Source organism: Staphylococcus sp. Marseille-Q1834, assembly GCF_916858875.1.
Lineage (GTDB): Bacteria > Bacillota > Bacilli > Staphylococcales > Staphylococcaceae > Staphylococcus > Staphylococcus pragensis.
Genome location: NZ_CAKASN010000003.1, coordinates 1 through 18,249 on the forward strand (window position 1 = coordinate 1; position 18,249 = coordinate 18,249).

Sequence of the window (18,249 nt, forward strand, 5' to 3'; positions counted from 1 at the left end):
AGGTAGAACCACCTAAAAAGGGATTTTGGAGTCGATTCTTCGGTAATTAAAAATGAATGTAAAAGGTGTATCAAGGGAGTATAAATCTTTGATACACCTTTTATAGTGATGAAACTTCTGATAATCACCGATTATGTAAATTATGATTAAAAAAAGAGCATATGATATATGCTCTTTTTTTAATTTTTTCTTTTGGTAAAGAGATGATAAGCAATTCCGAATTCATCTTTAACATATCCGTAACCTTCCGTGTAAAATTTCGGAGCAAAAGGTAATAAAATTTCAGAGCCTAATTCAACTAATTTATCATAAATTCTCTTTGTGTCTTCGACATTTTCGAATGTCACACATAAAGAAACATTATTTCCTTTAGTAATTGGAAGTCCTTCAGTATCATCTGCAATCATTAATTTCACATCACCAAATAAAATAACACATTGATCAATTTTTTCTAAATCTCTTTCATCAACATCTTTACGCGCTTCTAATGGTCTATCTTTTATTCTTTGTATATAAACTGTATTTGCATTAAATAATTCTTCTAAGCGTATTCTTAATTTTTCTGCATTATTAGTGATTAAAAAATATGGACTAACTTCAAAATTCATATATTTTCCTCCTTCAATAATTTGTTATATAGTTATAATATTACTTAAAGGTGTCAGTTATAGACACCGAAAGGAAAATTTATGAATAAAACTATCAGACTTTATAATCTAATAGAATTTTGTAATAATAATCGAAATTTCAAATTAAAAGATGTAATGGAAGAATTTAAGATTTCAAAAAGTACAGCTTTGAGAGATATTAAAGATATTCAAGAACTAGGGGTTCCTTTATACAGTAATGGAGGAAAGAATGGAGGATATAAAGTTATTAGAAAGGCTCATATCACAAGAATTGATTTAAATGATGAAGAAATTAAATCTTTATATTTTGCTTTGTCGAGTATTTCTAATTTAAAAAGTCTCCCATTTTCATCTGAATATACAAGTATAGTAAATAAAATATATAACAATTCTACAGAAGTGCAAAAATCGATTATTAATCAATACAAAAATATGTTTGAATACTTTAATGTTGAAATAGGAAACGAATATTCTAATGATATTTTTAAGAAAGTTATAAATTTTACAGTACTTAAAAAGCAATTCACTTTAGCTTATGGATCTAAACAACTTACTTATATTTATCAAGGGATAGGGTTAACATATAAGAATAATGTGTGGTATTTTGTGACGGCGAATGTTAACACTAAAATCGTGAGATTATTTAACTTAAATAAAATTGAGGAGATATATGAAACAACATTTGTGGATGAAATCCCAAATATTAATATGAAAAATTACAAACAGTACTTAATAAGAAACGAATCCAAAATAAATATAACTATTGAATGTAATGAAATAGGAGTAGATTTATTACAAAATCATCTGTGGTCTAATATTACTATAGATAAGTTAGATGATACATATATATTAAAAATAGGCATAAATAAAGAAGATGTGAACTTTGTCTCAAAAATCATTATATCTTGTGGCAAAAATGTAAAGGTTTTAAGCCCAGAGAGTTTGCGTAATAATATAAAACAAGACTTACAAGAGATTTTAGATTATTATTAAATGGATATGATATACACTTTTAGTTCCTATAACACTTTATTATGTAAACTAAAGTATTTCAAATAATTAACTGTATTAATACTCTCATCATGATTGCGTTATAAACGATCGTTTTTGACATATGAATTTGGAATGTTTAATACACATACAAAAATGTATGTGTATTATTTTTTACTCTATGACAAAAAAACTTTACATTAAGTAAATTTTATTTTACAATTCATATAAAGAGGTGAAGCTATTGGCTAAATTTGAAAGTGGAGAATTAACGAACCAACTTAAAATTTTAAGGGCAAAATTCGATATATCTCAAAATGAGTTAGCTAATCAAGTAGGCGTCAGTCGACAAACAATTAACTCTATTGAAAAAAATAAGTATAGCCCTTCACTTGTATTAGCATTTAAATTATCAAGACTATTTAACGTAACAATAGAAGAAATCTTTAACTATAAGGAGTAGATACTATGAGTTATACCATTTCTATATTATTAGCAATATTTGCAGTAATAACAGGGGGATTGATGGTGGCAGTAGCGATGTTTGCAAAAAGAAATAATGATGAAAGAGGAACGATGATTATAAATCAAGCATATGCCTATGGGTTTGTCACTTGTCTTGTATTACTTGTAATAACTGAAGTATTAGCATCTATATATTCTTGGTCAGCACAAACAATATTAAACATAATTATATTAATAATCTCTTTAAGCGCCTTACTTGTTTCGATATCAGTATTCGCCATACACCAAAAAACTTCATAAATAAAAAACAATGACTATTAAGAAAAGAGAGAGCATTTTTGTTCTCTCTTTTCTTGTTTTAATATTAAAATCTCAGAATAATTGATCACCATAAGTTTTCAGACGCTGTGAGAAGCTCTCATTTGCATTGAAAAACCGTTTATTAAAACAAATCATCGTTATCGTGTTTAATTCTATAAACAGTTTGTCTTGTAATATTCACTTCTTTCGCAATTTTACTAATCGCTTTGCCTTCCTCTAACATTTCTACAACACGATGATAGATAACACGTTTTTGAGGATCTTTCGCATTGGGAGAATATAATAAAGGTCGTCCTTTATATACGCCTTTCTCTTTCGCAACTTGAATCCCTTGAGCTTGTCGACGTTTACTTTCATTTCTTTCTTGTTCTGAAACCATTGCTAATATCTGTATAATTAAATCTTTCATAAATTTATCTAATAATGGATTACCAATGACTTCATTCATCATTGGTAGACTGGTAATCATCAATTGTACTTCTTTCTCTTTAAGATAATTAACGGTATTAATGACTTCATCATAATTACGACCTAAACGATCAATTGATTCCACGACAAAACGATCTCCCATTCTCACAAAGTTCAATGCTTCTTGAAAGACGGGTCTGTTTTCTATAGATTGACCTGATTGTTTTTCTGTAAAAATTTTTTCAGCACCAAATGTTTTTAAATTTTCAAGTTGTCTTTCTAAATTTTGATCTACTGATGATACCCGCGCATAGCCCACAATCATTTAGTTTCACCTCATAATTAATATACACCCTAATCATACATTTTAATTGCTGTAATTTCAACAATTCATTTTGTATGATTAGGGTGTGGTCTAAGTTAACAAGAAAACTATAAAAAAGCTATCTAAATAAAGAATTTATTCTTTTAGTTTTCTTTTCTTGTAAAAGTAAGTTCATTATTTAAACTCTACAATTACATAATTATGATTATTCATAACTAAAAACTATGTCTATTGTTTTATTCATCAATTTCTAATGTAAGCCATTACAAATCATTAGCAGTTCAATTGTCTTGCATTTCTTTTTATTTTTATATAATTAATTTATTCTCTATTTTTTGATGATATATTCCTTGTGTTGCTATAATCTACTAAAAGTAATACTAACAAATAAGTAATAACACGATACTTTAAAAAGCGGTTAAAGTTAAATAAATTTATTAATTCTATTAAGAAAATCCAAAAAATTTTCATCTCCATATTCTATGGTTCTTTTGACTCTTGAAATAGTTAACGTAGAGGTTAACAATTCTTTTTCAATAGCTGAGTAAGTATATCCATGTAAAATTCTTTCAGCAATAGCTAAGCGTTGTGCTAAAGCTTTAATTTCTTTATCAGTACATAATGCATTAAAAAAAGATGAACATTCATCTAAATTATTTATACTAATTATTACATTGAACAGTCTATTTATATTTTTTTCATTATTTCTAACTATAGTAATCTTTCCCTTCAAATAGTATAAATAGTATAATAAAAAGGTTGGGATGTATGTATTCAACCCAACCTTGCTAAAAATAATTTAATAAAAATATTATTTATTAAATTACTTTAACTAAGAAATAATTCTTTTTACCTCTTCTTACTATTACATATTTACCATCAAACTCAAGAGTAGGATTAACTAAAAAATTAATATCATTTATTCTTTCACCATTAATGCTAATAGCTCCATTTTTCACATCTTCTCGTGCTTGTCTTTTTGATGGTTCACATTGAATATCAACTAACCAGTCTACTATATTTTTAGTATCCTTAGTAGTTTCACAAGAAGGCATATTTTCTAAACCTTGTTCTATTTCATGAACAGTTAATTTTTTTACATCTCCAGAAAATAAAGCTTGCGTAATTTTTTGAGCTTCTTTTAAAGATTTTTCATCATGAACAAATTTTGTTACTTCTTCAGCTAATCTTTTTTGGGCTTCTCTTTTTTCAGGTTCTTTTTTCACTTTATCTTCTAATACATCAATTTCTTCTTTATCTAAAAATGTAAAGAATTTTAGATATTTAATAACATCTCGATCATCTTGGTTTAACCAAAATTGATAAAATTCATATGGAGAAGTACGTTTAGGATCTAACCATATTGCACCACCAGCTGTTTTTCCAAATTTAGTACCATCAGCTTTTAACATTAAAGGTATAGTTAAACCAAATGCTTTTGCTTCAGTTCCTTCTTTTTTTCTAATTAAATCCAATCCAGATGTTATATTTCCCCATTGATCAGCTCCTCCTATTTGTAATTGAACATTATGTTGTTTAAATAGGTATAAAAAATCAATGGATTGTAAAATTTGATAAGCAAATTCTGTAAAAGAAATACCTTTTTCTAATCTACTTGCTACAATATCTTTAGCTAACATTGTATTAATATTAAAATCTTTTCCATAACTTCTTAAAAATTCTAATAATGATAAATTAGAAAGCCAATCATAATTGTTTACTATAGTAACATTTGCATCACTACCAAATAATTTTTTCATTTGATTAGAAAGACCTTTAACATTTTCTTGTACAGTTTCAAGTGTTTGCAAAGATCTTTCAGAAGTTCTACCGCTAGGATCCCCAATAGTTCCAGTAGCTCCTCCTATTAAAATAAAAGGTTTATGTCCAGCTAATTGAAATCTTTTCATCATCATAAAAGGAATTAAATGTCCAATATGCATACTTCCACCGGTAGGATCTACGCCACAATATAAAGATATACTATTGTTTTCTACTAACTCACGTAATCCTTCTTCATTTGTTTGTTGATTAATAGCATTTCTCCATTTTAATTCATCAATAATATTCATTTTTATCCTCTCCAATAAATATATTAAAAAAGCCCCTAAGTCTATAATAGACTTAGGGACGATTTTTCGTGGTACCACCCAAATTCATACATAGTTATTAGAACCTCTATGTATCTCAACAACCTATAACGTGGTAAATCGTATCTTAAAAGATAAAAGCTCCAGAATGTAATTCAAACTAAAATATATATTAATTTACACCAACCATTAACTCTCTTTAAATTATATTATAGTTCTACTAAATTCTTTCATCGCAACATTTTAAATTAACTACATTATTACTCTAATTTGAAAAATAATCAAGTGATTTTAACTTTTATTCACTTTATTTTTTAATGTTAATCCTAAAAGGATAGTAATTATAGGGCAAACTAATGGAAAAAATGCATATGGCAGATATTCTAAAGTATTAACTTTTAATGTACCCATAATAAACGTTCCACTCACTCCCCATGGAATAATAGCATTTACTGCAGTACCAGCATCAGCTAAGGTTCTTGTTAAGTATTTTTTAGATAATCCTAATGAATCAAAAGAATTTTTAAAAGTTTTTCCCGGAAGTATAATAGATAAATATTGTTCACCTACTAATATATTAATCATTATTGAACTTAAGGCAGTTAAACCAATTAATTTAGGTGCATTGTTAACAAAATCTTTTATTTTATCAATTAATGTTGAGATAATTTCAAATTTAATTAAAAGACCGCCTAATGCTAAAGCTAATATAATTAAGCAAGCTGATCCTAACATACTCATTATTCCACCACGAGATAAAAGGTTGTCTAAACTTTTATCTCCAGTATTAGCTACATATCCATTCATAACAGTAGTAGATATTTTTTGAATACTTAAATTAGGATTGTTAATTATCGATAAAATTATTGCTACTGTTGATCCGACCAATAATGTTGGAATAGCAGGTATTTTTTTCCAAGCAAACACAAAAAGAAAAGCTAATGGTAATAAAGAAATAAATGAAATATTAAAACCATTATTTAAATGATTTATCATCTCATTAAGACTATTTAAGTTAGATGATAAATGCGGAGTACCTAGTAAAATATAACCAAATATACTTATAATAAATGCTGGTATAACAGTCCACATAATATTTGATATATGTGTAAATAAATCAATTTCCCCAATACCAGCAGCTAAATTAGTCGTATCAGATAAAGGCGATATATTGTTCCCTAAAAAAGCTCCAGATACAATTGCTCCAGCAGTCATAGCACTATTAAAACCTAGAATATGACCAATACCTAAAAAAGCAATACCCATAGTTGAAATAGTAGTAAAAGAACTACCTACAGTTATACCTATCAAACTACAAACTATAAACACAGTGGGTAAAAAAAACTTTACTGAAATAATTTTAAATCCATATACCATTATAGTAGGTATAGTTCCTGACATAATCCATGTTGAAACTAAAACACCTATTAGTATAAAAATAATTATAGGTATAATTCCTGATTTTATTCCATCTTGTATTCCATCATGTATTTCGTCCCAAGTAAATCCTTTAATTTTACCGTAGAATAGCAATAACATAAGTACTAAGAGAATTGGAACATGGGGAGAAAGTTTTTGAAATATAATCAAATACCCTAATATAGCTAATAAAAGAATTAATATAATTAGGCTCTCTATAAAAGAAAATTTGTTCTTTTTATGTGTTTTTAATTTCATAAAAACTCCCCCTAAATGTGCATCAATAAAATATAAAAGTCATCTGTAATAAACTCACTATACATCTCTAAGAATATAATATAAGTGGTTAATACAAAATGACTTTTATATTAATTCAAATAATATATTTAAGATAACAGATTAATTTTAGAAATTATCTCCATGTACTTCTAAGTCTTTCTTAGTTTCTGTAAGCCATGCATCTTTTTTAAACTTGTTAATTATTAATGGAGTAACAAACATAATAATAGTTATTAAACTAACTAATACACCAATAATCCAAGTAGAAGATCCTAAAGTAGCTATAACTACAATTATAATACTTAGTATTAACATAGTTGTTACAGTAAAGGCTTTACTATTTCCTTTTTTACCTATTCTATAAGGTCTTGGAGCATCAGGTTGTTCTTTTCTTAATTTAATTAATGCTATAGCAATAAGTATATAGACTATACTATAGATTATTGTAGTAGCATTAGTAAGTGTTAAGAAAACAGTGTTTACATCTTCCATTACACCATATAAAAGTGCAAATAAAGAAATTATTATAGATTGTGTCAATACTACGTTTCGAGATACACCATATTCATTTTGTCTATGGAATTTGAATTTAGGAGGTAATAGTCCATCTCTAGCTACTTGAATAATAGTTTTTGATGGTCCTGTTACCCAAGCAGATAATTGTAATAAAACTCCTATAAATACCATGAAACTAAATATATTGGCAATTATAGTAGGTAAACCTAAAATATGACAATATATCAAAATAGGTTGTGTAATATTTGATAATTCCATTTTTCCATCAGGAACAACATTTGCTACAAGAGTAGCATTAACTAAATTTAATAATACTAAACCTATAAGAGAAACAAAAACTCCTTTAGTATAGTTTTTAGTAGCATCTTTTAAACGTGGCATATAAACAGAAGACATTTCTATACCAACAAATATAAACATAATACCTGCTAAATATTTGAAAGTATCCATATTTTGTAAGTTAGGTAATAATTTTGACCATGAAAAGTTTCCTAAATAACCATGTGTCATTATTCCTACTTTAGCTAAAGCAAAAACTCCCATTATAAAAATAACTAAAACAGGTATATATACACCTAACCAAACTCCAATATTTCCTCCGACTTTTGCCATGTCAAATTTTAAGTTTAAAAATGTTATAATCCAATAAATTATTAAAATACATCCTAAAATAAACCAATGGTTATTTCCTAATGCAACATTTCCAAAAGTGTTTCCAAGTAATGGTCCTAAAGTGGAAGCAACCATTACCATTCCTGGAAACATTTGAACCCATAAAAGCCATGCGACAACAAAGCCCCATTTGTTGCCTAATGCTGTTTTCACCCAAAGTTGAGGTCCACCCTCTTGAGGAAGCATTGTAGAAAGTTCTCCAGAGATAAATGCTATTGGAGCAGCAAAGAATACAACTGCAAATATTATATACGTAACTAAAGTCCAACCTGCAGCAGCTAATGTTGGAATACTACGGACTGTCGCACATAAAGCCATTGTTAAACCTATAAATGTGCTTAATCCTATCATTTTATTTTGATTACTCATTCTGTACACTTCCTATTTATAAGCCTTATAATTTTTCTTATTTAATTTTATAGATTTTTTCCAATTTATCTTGCATAGCAGACTTAATTTTTGGAGCAAATTCATCAAATTTTTCTTTATTATTCATGTAAGGAGTAAGTACAGCAGCTCTTAGGATTGTTACTTTACCAGCTTTTTCCCATTCTGCTTCAGTAAATCCTAAATTTTGAACAAAACTTAATGGACTATTACCATAATCTGGAATAGCAAAATCTGTATGAGAAGTAATAAATTCATTATTATATATATTTCCTGTCACATATGAAGCTTGATCATAGAAACTATGATTTAATTTATTCATAGAAATTAAATCGTCATTTCCTTTTTCTTTAAATACATAATCAACCATATTAAAATCTGGACGAGTTAATGTATGCAATTCAACTTCTTTATCTCCAATTTTAAATGTTTGATTATTTAAGAAATCATAAAATCTTAAAGCTCCTTCAATAGAAGAACCTATTAATTTTCCATAGCCAGAAACATTTAAAGGTAAAACATTATGAGCTGCCCATACTGCTACAGCTGTAGCACCTGCTTTAGATCCTTCTAAAATATAAGCTCCTAATAATGCTGGAATTTCTGCATTTTTTTCAAATACATAAGTTGCAAAATATGATATTACTTCTCTCATGCGTATATCTTGTATTGCTATTCCTCCTGCTGAATAAGGAATATAACCCATTTTATGTGGATCGATAGTAACTGATTCTGTTAACTCTATTGCTTTAAACGCATTATAAGTTTCTTCAGTAATAAACTCTTTGTCTTCTGTAAATACCCCATATTCTTTATGAACTTTTTTTAAATCTTTGTAAGGAATAAAATTATTATCTTCATCTAAAAAAATAGCTCTAGCATATCCTCCGTAAGCAGCATCAACATGAATATAATAATAAATACCTTCTGAAACTAATTTTTCTCTCAGTTCAACAATTTTGTCAATATTGTCAACAGCACCTTCTTCTGTAGACCCAACCACGCCAACTACACCTAATATTGGCGTACCTTCATTAACTAATGATCTTATAATATTTTCTAATTCAGCAATATCCATTCTATATGAAGAATCTACAGGTACTGAAACAACTTGATCTGTTCCTATTCCAATAATATCAGCAGCTTTTAACCATGAATAATGTTTAGTTTGAGGTACAAGCCATTTTCCCAGTTTCTGTATATTTTTACCACTTCTTGCAGAATATTCTTTTATATCGTCTAATTTATCTGTTGCTCTTTCTATTAAATCTATAATTTCACTAGTACGCATATTTAATAGTTCCCATTCAGTTTTATTTTTTACTAAATTAGGAGTTATTTCTTTCATAGCTAAAGGTATAGATTTAATATTACGGGCATACCAAAGACCTTCTAAATTTGCTAAAGAACCATCCGCAACTATATGTCCCCAACCATTTTTATAACTCATTAATTTCGCCAAGTCATAACCAACTTCTTCTTCCATTTGAGAAGTTGCTGGTGAAGACTCGTAAGCTACATTATTACCATTCCATAGCATTGCAAAATTATACGCTAAAATTGCTGGCATTAATGTTTCTGAATTCATATGTCCCCAATAACGTCCAGCAGTATGCCAAGGAACTGAATAAGTTCTCATACGAGATGAAACTTCACTTAATACATCCTTCATATGTTCAATAGTTTTCAAATAACTTTCTGAATTTTTTTCTTTAGTAGTAATAACTGGTCTATCTTGAGGCATATAGTTTTGTCTCCAACCAAGATGTTCATCAATTAAATCGATTAACATATCTTTGTACAACTGTCCATTTTCTGCTTTATCCCCAATAAACAAAGCATGCAAATTCATATCATTTTTAGTAGTCATTATTAATTCCTCCCGTGTAGTCTCTTATTACACCCTTAGTATACTCCTAAAAAAACATTATGTGAACAAAATCACAAAAAAACTAAACTCTTTCTTTAAAGAAAATTCTACCTCTTTAGTCTAAAAAAATAGATAATACTTTGCTCTTTATTTAACATTTTAAAGTTAATTAAATAATTAGAATGTTATATATTGTTATACCAAAAAATAATTTTATATCTCTTAAAACGTAAATAAGAGTTAAATTTAAAATTTAGGAAGATTAAAATAAAAAAATTTGAGTATAATCATTTCGATGAATCTTATTATGCATTTTATATTTTTTTATTCTCTAGTTAATAAAAAGATAAAGTGCTCTTTATTTCGATTCACTTTTTAATAAAATTGAGCATAGAAACGTATAGAAATTGTTTTATTCTTTCTCTTTTTTTGAACTTAAAAATAAATAATATGATCATTATTGAATTTGATATTGAGAAAAAAGTATTTAATCAATTTCAAAAAGTGAAACAAATGTATGAATTGCTTAGATTACTCTTTTAGTGATTTTGTTATTTAAATTAATACTAAAAGTAGGAGTCTTAAGAGTCTTTGGTTAAAAAAATTAAGACTCTTAAGAGTCTCGACGTCGACTGAGGCCTATGAAATCAACAAAAAAAGGAGTCTTCAGACAATTAAAAGTGGTCTTGTAACAATTGTAAAGAGTCTGTATTAAAGTGTTATATTACACTCTAAAGTTCAATGTATAAGAATGCTTATAATCACCTGTATATAAAGCTTTTAAGCTATTTATGATGAACAATTGAGCATAATGAATAAAAGGTAAATCTTTCAGCTATGCTGAATACCACCAAAGGTGGTACTAGATTTCCTTATGCTCATGTCAAATACTCTTTAAAAAGACTCTCATGTTTGTAATATTTCCAAAAACAAAACATGTTTGAAGACAAAAGTAGCTATTTTTTTCTTCACTTTTTACTTTAAGTGCTTATTTTTATTTTCAAAATAAGCATTGTTAGTAAAATAATTGGAGATAAAAAAGAGAAAACTAAGTAAATATCTTTACTCAGTTTGGGATAGAAAAATCAAATTTAAAATTACATTCGACTCATTTCTTGAACATTAACGACTTACTTTTTGTTTATGATGTATATCAATTGAATCTGAATCTTGATTTTTTAGAATGATAAATACAACTTTTTCTTTCCGATCATTAACAAAATAAATGACAAAAACGATTTTATTAAGTCATTTTTATAACTAAGAAAGATTGCTAAAGAATATAAAAACGATTAGTATTTTTATAATTTTTAAAGTTAAAACAACGTTAAATGATCATTTTATTTTTCATCTTATGCGACATGTTTGAGCCATTTTCAAACGAATAATAACCATTTATAGAAAAAAATAGGACTAAAACAGAAACGTTTTAGTCCCACCTACTTGCTTAACTACAGTTCATTTTCAGATTTACTCAATTGCCATTGAAGATAAAGTTCGACTGCAGTTAAAAGAACATTAATCATTGCCAAAGTAACTTTAATCTTTTTCTTAGTACTCATAAGTCTTCCTCCTTTCTTTAATAGCAGCATGCTATGTTGTGATATTGTGTTGATGTTATTTTGTTATCCTCTCCCTTACTTTCATTTGATCTAGGTGGTTGCCTTAGCAACCACTAGTAAATAAAAAAGAGAACATCTATTTAAAGATGCTCTCTAATTGAATCATTATTGATTAAATAAGGAAGTGATTGGTAAATGATCACGTCGTTTATTAAGCGTATGCATTTCAGCGAATTCAGACTTAAGAGATTTCATTAAGTATCCTTGCATGGCTTCAATGGTTTCATTTTTTTGAATAAGAATGGCTTTAAAACGTTTAAGAACGTGAAGTATTTCTATTTCCATATCTTCTAATAAATAATATGTATCAATAGAATTATTAAAGGACGTTTTGGCTTTTAACAATACAGATTTGATAATTTTAATTTCAGCTACTTCAAAGTTACTTAGATAGTTTTGAATACTTTTCGGTAGTTCTTCGAGTAATTGGAATTTTAAAGCTTCATTATTAAAGTTTGAATTGTCGTGATTTGAATGATTTGTATGATTACTAGAAAAAGTTAGTTTATTATCATTCAAATCATTCGTATCATTATTCTCAGTCTTAATATAATCAGTATCATTATTCTCAGTATCATTAGACTGTGAATTTGGAAGTTCTTGACCACTTAAATTCACAGTTCTAGAACTTCCAAATTCATTGTTCTGGAACTGTGAATTTGGAAGTTCCTTGCTATGACTGGCTTTAATGTCATAATTAGGTTTTAATAGGTATAATCTATTTGGTTTATTAAGGCCAACACGTTCTTGAGTTAGTAAATTAAAACTTATTAACTCTTTTTTTAATTTTATAATTTTTTGTTCTGCATAACCTAAGTATTCGCACAAATGTTTATTACTGAAAATAAAGTAAATGTTATTATTTTTATCTACCCATTCATTTTGGATGGATAATTCAAAGCGATCTTTTAATAACGCATACATAATTTTGGCTTCCGCCGACATTTTTTTAAAATATGCATCTTCGAATAAATATTTAGGTAGTTGATAAAACCTTTCAGTTTTTACTTGTGATAAATTGTATTTTTCAAAATTGGGCATAATAAAAACCTCATTTCCATTTTTAGGATTGAGGTAATAAAACAATTTTTACGTAAGTTATATGTTTTGTGCTTGCACTTAGATGATTAGATAGATATAATACAAGTATCAAAAAATATATAAACAAACGAGTGCGAATCGTTTTATTACCGAGAGTCAATGCTACGCCAATAGCATTGACTCTTTTAGTATTTATAAAGCAATATTAACACTTTTAAGAAAGTATATAAAGAGTTTTAAATGTAGTTAAAAGCACATTGCCATGGCAAAATGTGTAGTTCATTGTTTTAGTACCTAATTAAGCTTCAAAAACATATTATAGGTAGCTAATTAGGTGCATATGTAGTAAATAGGTAGTAAATTTAGTGGTAATTGATGAAATAAACTTCATTAGGTGGTAAAATTTAGGTACTAAATTAGGTACCTAAGGGTGGATGTTATGAGAACTATTAAAATGGTTGCTGATGAATTAGGTGTAACTAAACAAACTATTGTTAATAATGCTAAAAGTTTAAATATAACTTTTGAAAAAGAAAATGGGATTAATTATATTGATGATAATGATTATTTGAAAATTATAGAAAAAATTACTAAGAAAGAGAGTACAATCCAAAATAAAGAATCAGTAAAAAAAGAATTGTTTGGTGAAAATACTGCAAAAGCAGAAAAGAATATATATAATAATTCAAATAGTTCTGAGACATTAAAAACAAAAGTAAACGAATTAGAAAAGCAAATAGAAATCTTTGAAACTAGAGCTAAAAATGATGAAAAATATATTGAGAATTTAACTAAGCAATTAGATCAACAAAATAGCAATGTTAATACATTAAATAAATTGTTGGAGAATCAACAAATATTAGCTTTAGAAAGCAATAAAAAAATTCAAAAACTAGAAAGCCAATTAGAAGAAGAAAGACAGCTTAATTATTCTTTTGATACAGCGACGAATAATAGACAAAATATTAATCCGCAAGAAGCAACTTTTACTGAAGAATCGCAAAATATCAACCAACAACAAACAAAGCGTCAACCAACAGAAGTAAATAACAAGGATATAGCCGAAGAGAAAAAGAATGACAGTACAGATGAAGGTGAATTAACAAAAGAGGATAAGTTCGTTGAAAAAACGAAGAGTGATCCTGATGATAATAGGGAGGTAGAACCACCTAAAAAGGGATTTTGGAGTCGATTCTTCGGTAATTAAAAATGAATGTAAAAGGTGTATCAAGGGAGTATAAATCTTTGATACACCTTTTATAGTGATGAAACTTCTGATAATCATAGTTTATGTTAAATAATCTAAAGTTCAGTTGTAATACTCAAGGAAAAGATATTTATCTAGTTTAAATCATGCTTATTACACATTTAAATCGTGAAAACAATAAAATTCGAGAATTGTGTGTTTGAGTATGGATTAGATATAACAAAATATTAAGAAATATTCTAAAAATTTTTAAAGTCAGATTTAGGATCTTGATATGAAGTGAAAATAATAGTTTCTTTTTCCCCACGTATAAATCCACTTTTATATTTAACTCCTAAAATAAAAGAATTATTAAACTTAAACAAATCATATTTGTAATGTTTATATATTTGATATAAATCTTTTACATTATAACTTTGTCGATCTTTAATTCTGAAACGACCAGTTAGATTTGTAGCTATCGAACTAGATAATTTTAGTTTTTCAATCAAATGCTTAATATATTTTTTTCGATCTACATGATTTTCAAATAACTCATTAGCTAACTCATAGATTACAGAAGGATGTGGTGAGTTAGTCATATTTTTCAGTAATGTATAAGTATCAATTTCTCGACCTTCAACATAGCCAATTTTACTACTATTAGTTGGCCAACTCTTCATGTTAATCTTTCTATTTTCTAATTTTTCATCTATAGCTTTTAAATAATAAATGAGTGGGCCCATTCCTTCAATGGTTTGAGACATATCACTATTAAATTCTTCAATGATTTGGCCAGTGTCATTATTTACTCTAATATAGCTTTGTCCTACTTTACTAAGTTTCTCAAATAGATTATCAAAATCAAATTCTACGTTATTCAACTTCAAAATATTAGGTAACGATTTAGCTATTTCTGGAAAATCTGTGCCAGTTACAGAAGACTTTAGTAAAGTTATAGAATCTTCATTACATAAATATCTTAAATCATTTATTAGTAATTCCTTATTAGGATACCAAGTTATATTCTTACTTCGAACTTTATTTACGACTTGTCTTAATTCTATATCCTTACATAGAATATAATCTGCATTACAGTTTTCTAACTCATCAACTAATTGTAAATGTGTTTCATTAGACTTATGACCTAAATCACTAATTTTTCCGAGTGCAATAATTTTATTTCCTTTGTAAAATCTAGTTTGACTATTAAAAGCTCTAATTGCATTAATCATTGCAGGCAAAGAAGCATTATGTGTATCATCTAGTAAGGTTAGTTTATGAGATTTTGTTTGTATTTCTTTTAAGCCTAATACTTTTGAAAAAGGTTTGAAATTTTTAAGTAAGTCTTTTTTTATTGGTAAATTTAGACTTTTTAGAATTAGCATACTTGCTAGTGTGTTAGAAACCATCCCTTCACTAATCGTATTAAGCTGATAAATGTCTTCTTCATTTTTATGGTCATTTACTAATAATTCAATATTTCCTTTATTATACTTGATATTATCAACAGTTAAATCTGCATTACTATCCTTTTTAATACTATAAGTTAAGACATTATTTGTATTTTCTCGCGCTTTGTCTACTAAGTAACCTGCATATAATGTATCGTTATTTATAACTGCCACTCCATTATCCGCAAGTCCTTCAAAAATCCTCGTCTTAATTTTGGCAATATCTTTAACAGACTTAAAAGTTGAAAAATGTGCTTCACCTATACCAGTAATAACTGCTATATCAGGTTTTAAGTAAACAGCTGTATTTTCAAGATAATTAATAGCATTCAGAGACGTTTCAATGACAGCAAAGTCTGGATTTTTGATTAGTTTCAACATATTATTATAAATGGCTGATCTAACGTTATTATTCCCTCTATTTTCGAGTACATCAAAATCACTTAATAAGCTAGTAGTTAACATTCGAGTTGAACTTTTACCCATTGATCCAGTTATCGCAATAACCGGATTTTTATATTGATTTCTAATATAAATAGCCAGTTTTTTAAATGCTTGAACAGAGTCGTCTACAATTATTTGAGGAACAATAAAATTTAAATCGGAAATGTAATTTTCAGTTATAATTAACCCAATTTCTTCATTTTGTCTGTCAACTAAATCATTACCATTTAATGCATTTTTATTTCTCCCCAATTCTCTTGCCCATGTTTCTTTATTTGGAGAAAAATACGCAGTCCTTTTGTTTTTTACAAATTTATAAATTGTTTCAAAATCATTTATTTCATTTAATTCACTATTATGAGCATCCTTTAACTCTCCACCTATAATATGATAAATCTTTTCAATTGTTAGCATAATCATTACTTACCCCCATTGAATGTCTTTTGATACTGTACATATCCTGATAGATAATGTTCAATATCATCAATACGGACACGATAACCATGATGTTTAATAAAGAAGCTTCCTAAAATTCTAGATGGATTTTTGAAGTACATCGCAGTTTCAGGGTAAAAGAAACCGACTCTTTGATAATCTGCTCTAATATCAATAACTTCTTTTAAGTATTCTTCATCTATCAAATGATTTACTAATTCCTCATAACCCGTTTCTTTGGCTTTTTGTACTAATCGATAAGTAGCCATTAACATTTCTAAGAATGTTGGGAAAGTAGTTTCACGATGTTTAATATAATCTAGGTATGTATTCACATTTTTTATTCCAAACTCAAAATATTTTTCTTTAGGGTTAATTTGAACTAATTCATTTGTACAATACCCTAACCAATGATCATGGTATTGCCAATATTTTTTCTCAATGAAACGATCCATTAAATTTTCTACCGTTTTCAACCATAATTCATTTTTATCTCTTTGATATAGTCTCAACAAAGCAAGGGCAGCTTCACCATCATAGTAAATAATTCTGAACTTCTCTTTAACGCTTAAATCAGGGTAATTCAATAAGTGTGTCGTTTCATATGTATCTTCATCAATCATTGAAAGAATACCGTTTGCCACTTTTTGAGCAACTTCAAGATACTTAGGATGATTCTCATATTTCAAATATTCACATACAGCGAAGATAAATGAAGCATTTTGTCCTAATTTAATTTCGTTAGCGTCTTCTGTATCATCATAGATATACGCTTTATCTTCGACTTCAAGTAATTGATTTGAAATAACATAATCAATTGCTTTTTCAGCAGATTGCAAACTTTCACCTAAATATGCTAATCCCTCTATTAAAGCATATGTAGAAGATGAATGTCTTAATATATTATAGAACCCAATTTCATTATCAAAATGAGGGAAATATCCATAAATATATTTACCGTTATCTAACAACATATTTTTTAAAAAATGAGTACTGCTTTCAATTAATTGATCAATTTCACTCCCCAAATGATCTACTTTTCTTAAACCTTTTCTATAACCATTACTATATAGTTCATATACTTTCTCATTACCTATGAAGAAACCATGTGTATAAAATTTAACAACTTCTTTTTCATTATAAAATTCACTAGAAAATGCCTTTTTATTAGTCGTATATTTACGTAAATAATTATTAATATTTTTTTCAGAAAGAAATAATTCTTTAGTAGAATTATCTGGTCGAACAAAAGCATTAGCATTAATTTCTTCAGGTAACACTGCTAAATTCCATTGACTATCAAAAGCTATACCAAAATCCACATAATTACGTCTTGTATTAATCAATTCTTTTCTTAATTCTTTAAATAGAACTTTTTCTGTTGACGTAACAATATCTAATTTAATCCACTCTGGAAACTGACCTGTCTTCTTTTTAAATTTAAGTGCTAATTTCGAAATATCTTGCTTAAGATAATTAGTTTTTTTGATTAATTTAACTTGGGCTTTGATGTTAGGTTTACCCAAACTTATAAAAACATAATTATTAATCTTGTATTTATTGTTTACTTCGGTTAATAATTTATCTAATTTATAGTCAAACTTCATAGTTTTCTCCTTACTTATTCTATTTATATCAATCTATATCATAGTATTTAAAAGAAAACCAGGCCATAGAAGGCCTGGTTTTAAATTTC

Annotated in this window: 14 protein-coding genes and 1 other annotated feature; of the genes, 4 read left to right on the top strand and 10 right to left on the bottom strand. The window is 27.4% G+C overall.

Annotation, left to right across the window (positions count from 1 at the left end):
* Positions 1-179: 179 nt before the first annotated feature.
* On the bottom strand, positions 180-608 hold the full coding sequence (locus LIX58_RS12295) for a VOC family protein (protein ID WP_136627177.1): 429 nt from the start codon (positions 606-608) through the stop codon (positions 180-182).
* Positions 609-689: 81 nt separating this feature from the next.
* On the opposite strand from LIX58_RS12295, the gene LIX58_RS12300 reads away from it, so the two are divergent.
* From LIX58_RS12300 to LIX58_RS12310, 3 genes are all read left to right on the top strand, one after another.
* Positions 690-1,622 carry a helix-turn-helix transcriptional regulator gene (locus LIX58_RS12300; RefSeq protein ID WP_059748458.1) on the top strand — a complete coding sequence of 311 codons (933 nt, stop codon included), beginning with the start codon at positions 690-692 and terminating at the stop codon, positions 1,620-1,622.
* Positions 1,623-1,863: 241 nt separating this feature from the next.
* The gene (locus LIX58_RS12305) at positions 1,864-2,082 is read left to right on the top strand and encodes a helix-turn-helix transcriptional regulator (protein ID WP_041080882.1); all 219 of its coding nucleotides are present in this window, start codon (positions 1,864-1,866) and stop codon (positions 2,080-2,082) included.
* Between the two features lie 5 nt (positions 2,083-2,087).
* Positions 2,088-2,384 carry a hypothetical protein gene (locus LIX58_RS12310; protein ID WP_041080884.1) on the top strand — a complete coding sequence of 99 codons (297 nt, stop codon included), beginning with the start codon at positions 2,088-2,090 and terminating at the stop codon, positions 2,382-2,384.
* A gap of 142 nt (positions 2,385-2,526) precedes the next feature.
* On the opposite strand, the gene LIX58_RS12315 is transcribed toward LIX58_RS12310, so the two are convergent.
* From LIX58_RS12315 to LIX58_RS12345, 7 genes are all read right to left on the bottom strand, one after another.
* On the bottom strand, positions 2,527-3,138 hold the full coding sequence (locus LIX58_RS12315; RefSeq protein WP_000635275.1) for a recombinase family protein: 612 nt from the start codon (positions 3,136-3,138) through the stop codon (positions 2,527-2,529).
* A gap of 424 nt (positions 3,139-3,562) precedes the next feature.
* A complete protein-coding gene (locus LIX58_RS12320) occupies positions 3,563-3,916 on the bottom strand; it encodes a YerC/YecD family TrpR-related protein (protein ID WP_226386358.1) in 354 nt (117 codons plus the stop codon).
* Positions 3,917-3,956: 40 nt separating this feature from the next.
* Positions 3,957-5,210: a tyrosine--tRNA ligase gene (gene tyrS, locus LIX58_RS12325; RefSeq protein ID WP_037559735.1), complete on the bottom strand. Its 1,254-nt coding sequence runs from the start codon at positions 5,208-5,210 to the stop codon at positions 3,957-3,959.
* 51 nt (positions 5,211-5,261) lie between these two features.
* Positions 5,262-5,471, bottom strand: a binding site (T-box leader).
* Between the two features lie 48 nt (positions 5,472-5,519).
* On the bottom strand, positions 5,520-6,905 hold the full coding sequence (gene nhaC, locus LIX58_RS12330; protein WP_037559731.1) for a Na+/H+ antiporter NhaC: 1,386 nt from the start codon (positions 6,903-6,905) through the stop codon (positions 5,520-5,522).
* A gap of 147 nt (positions 6,906-7,052) precedes the next feature.
* On the bottom strand, positions 7,053-8,483 hold the full coding sequence (gene tyrP / locus LIX58_RS12335; RefSeq protein ID WP_037559730.1) for a tyrosine-tyramine antiporter: 1,431 nt from the start codon (positions 8,481-8,483) through the stop codon (positions 7,053-7,055).
* Between the two features lie 37 nt (positions 8,484-8,520).
* Entirely contained in the window at positions 8,521-10,371 is a 1,851-nt protein-coding gene (gene tdc, locus LIX58_RS12340) for a tyrosine decarboxylase (RefSeq protein WP_154838475.1), read from the bottom strand.
* Positions 10,372-12,098: 1,727 nt separating this feature from the next.
* Positions 12,099-13,034 (bottom strand): replication initiator protein A, encoded by a 936-nt coding sequence (locus LIX58_RS12345; RefSeq protein WP_075109349.1) that lies wholly within the window; start codon positions 13,032-13,034, stop codon positions 12,099-12,101.
* 439 nt (positions 13,035-13,473) lie between these two features.
* Here LIX58_RS12345 and LIX58_RS12350 point away from each other — a divergent pair, with 439 nt between their 5' ends.
* Entirely contained in the window at positions 13,474-14,241 is a 768-nt protein-coding gene (locus LIX58_RS12350; RefSeq protein ID WP_012818081.1) for a DUF536 domain-containing protein, read from the top strand.
* A 239-nt stretch (positions 14,242-14,480) separates the two neighbouring features.
* Here LIX58_RS12350 and LIX58_RS12355 read toward each other — a convergent pair whose 3' ends face one another.
* Positions 14,481-16,538, bottom strand: coding sequence for a Mur ligase family protein (locus LIX58_RS12355; protein ID WP_226386359.1), 2,058 nt, complete (start codon positions 16,536-16,538; stop codon positions 14,481-14,483).
* A complete protein-coding gene (locus tag LIX58_RS12360; protein ID WP_226386360.1) occupies positions 16,538-18,160 on the bottom strand; it encodes a poly(glycerol-phosphate) alpha-glucosyltransferase in 1,623 nt (540 codons plus the stop codon). Before LIX58_RS12360 ends, LIX58_RS12355 begins: the two co-directional genes overlap by 1 nt.
* Between the last annotated feature and the right edge of the window lie 89 nt (positions 18,161-18,249).

Excerpts from the sequence above, each read along its gene's own strand:
- LIX58_RS12350 (WP_012818081.1), top strand. The coding sequence starts at position 13,474 with ATGAGAACTATTAAAATGGTTGCTGATGAATTAGGTGTAACTAAACAA.
- tyrP (WP_037559730.1), bottom strand. The coding sequence starts at position 8,483 with ATGAGTAATCAAAATAAAATGATAGGATTAAGCACATTTATAGGTTTA.
- LIX58_RS12310 (WP_041080884.1), top strand. The coding sequence starts at position 2,088 with ATGAGTTATACCATTTCTATATTATTAGCAATATTTGCAGTAATAACA.
- tyrS (WP_037559735.1), bottom strand. The coding sequence starts at position 5,210 with ATGAATATTATTGATGAATTAAAATGGAGAAATGCTATTAATCAACAA.
- nhaC (WP_037559731.1), bottom strand. The coding sequence starts at position 6,905 with ATGAAATTAAAAACACATAAAAAGAACAAATTTTCTTTTATAGAGAGC.
- tdc (WP_154838475.1), bottom strand. The coding sequence starts at position 10,371 with ATGACTACTAAAAATGATATGAATTTGCATGCTTTGTTTATTGGGGAT.
- LIX58_RS12360 (WP_226386360.1), bottom strand. The coding sequence starts at position 18,160 with ATGAAGTTTGACTATAAATTAGATAAATTATTAACCGAAGTAAACAAT.
- LIX58_RS12345 (WP_075109349.1), bottom strand. The coding sequence starts at position 13,034 with ATGCCCAATTTTGAAAAATACAATTTATCACAAGTAAAAACTGAAAGG.
- LIX58_RS12295 (WP_136627177.1), bottom strand. The coding sequence starts at position 608 with ATGAATTTTGAAGTTAGTCCATATTTTTTAATCACTAATAATGCAGAA.
- LIX58_RS12355 (WP_226386359.1), bottom strand. The coding sequence starts at position 16,538 with ATGATTATGCTAACAATTGAAAAGATTTATCATATTATAGGTGGAGAG.
- LIX58_RS12300 (WP_059748458.1), top strand. The coding sequence starts at position 690 with ATGAATAAAACTATCAGACTTTATAATCTAATAGAATTTTGTAATAAT.
- LIX58_RS12315 (WP_000635275.1), bottom strand. The coding sequence starts at position 3,138 with ATGATTGTGGGCTATGCGCGGGTATCATCAGTAGATCAAAATTTAGAA.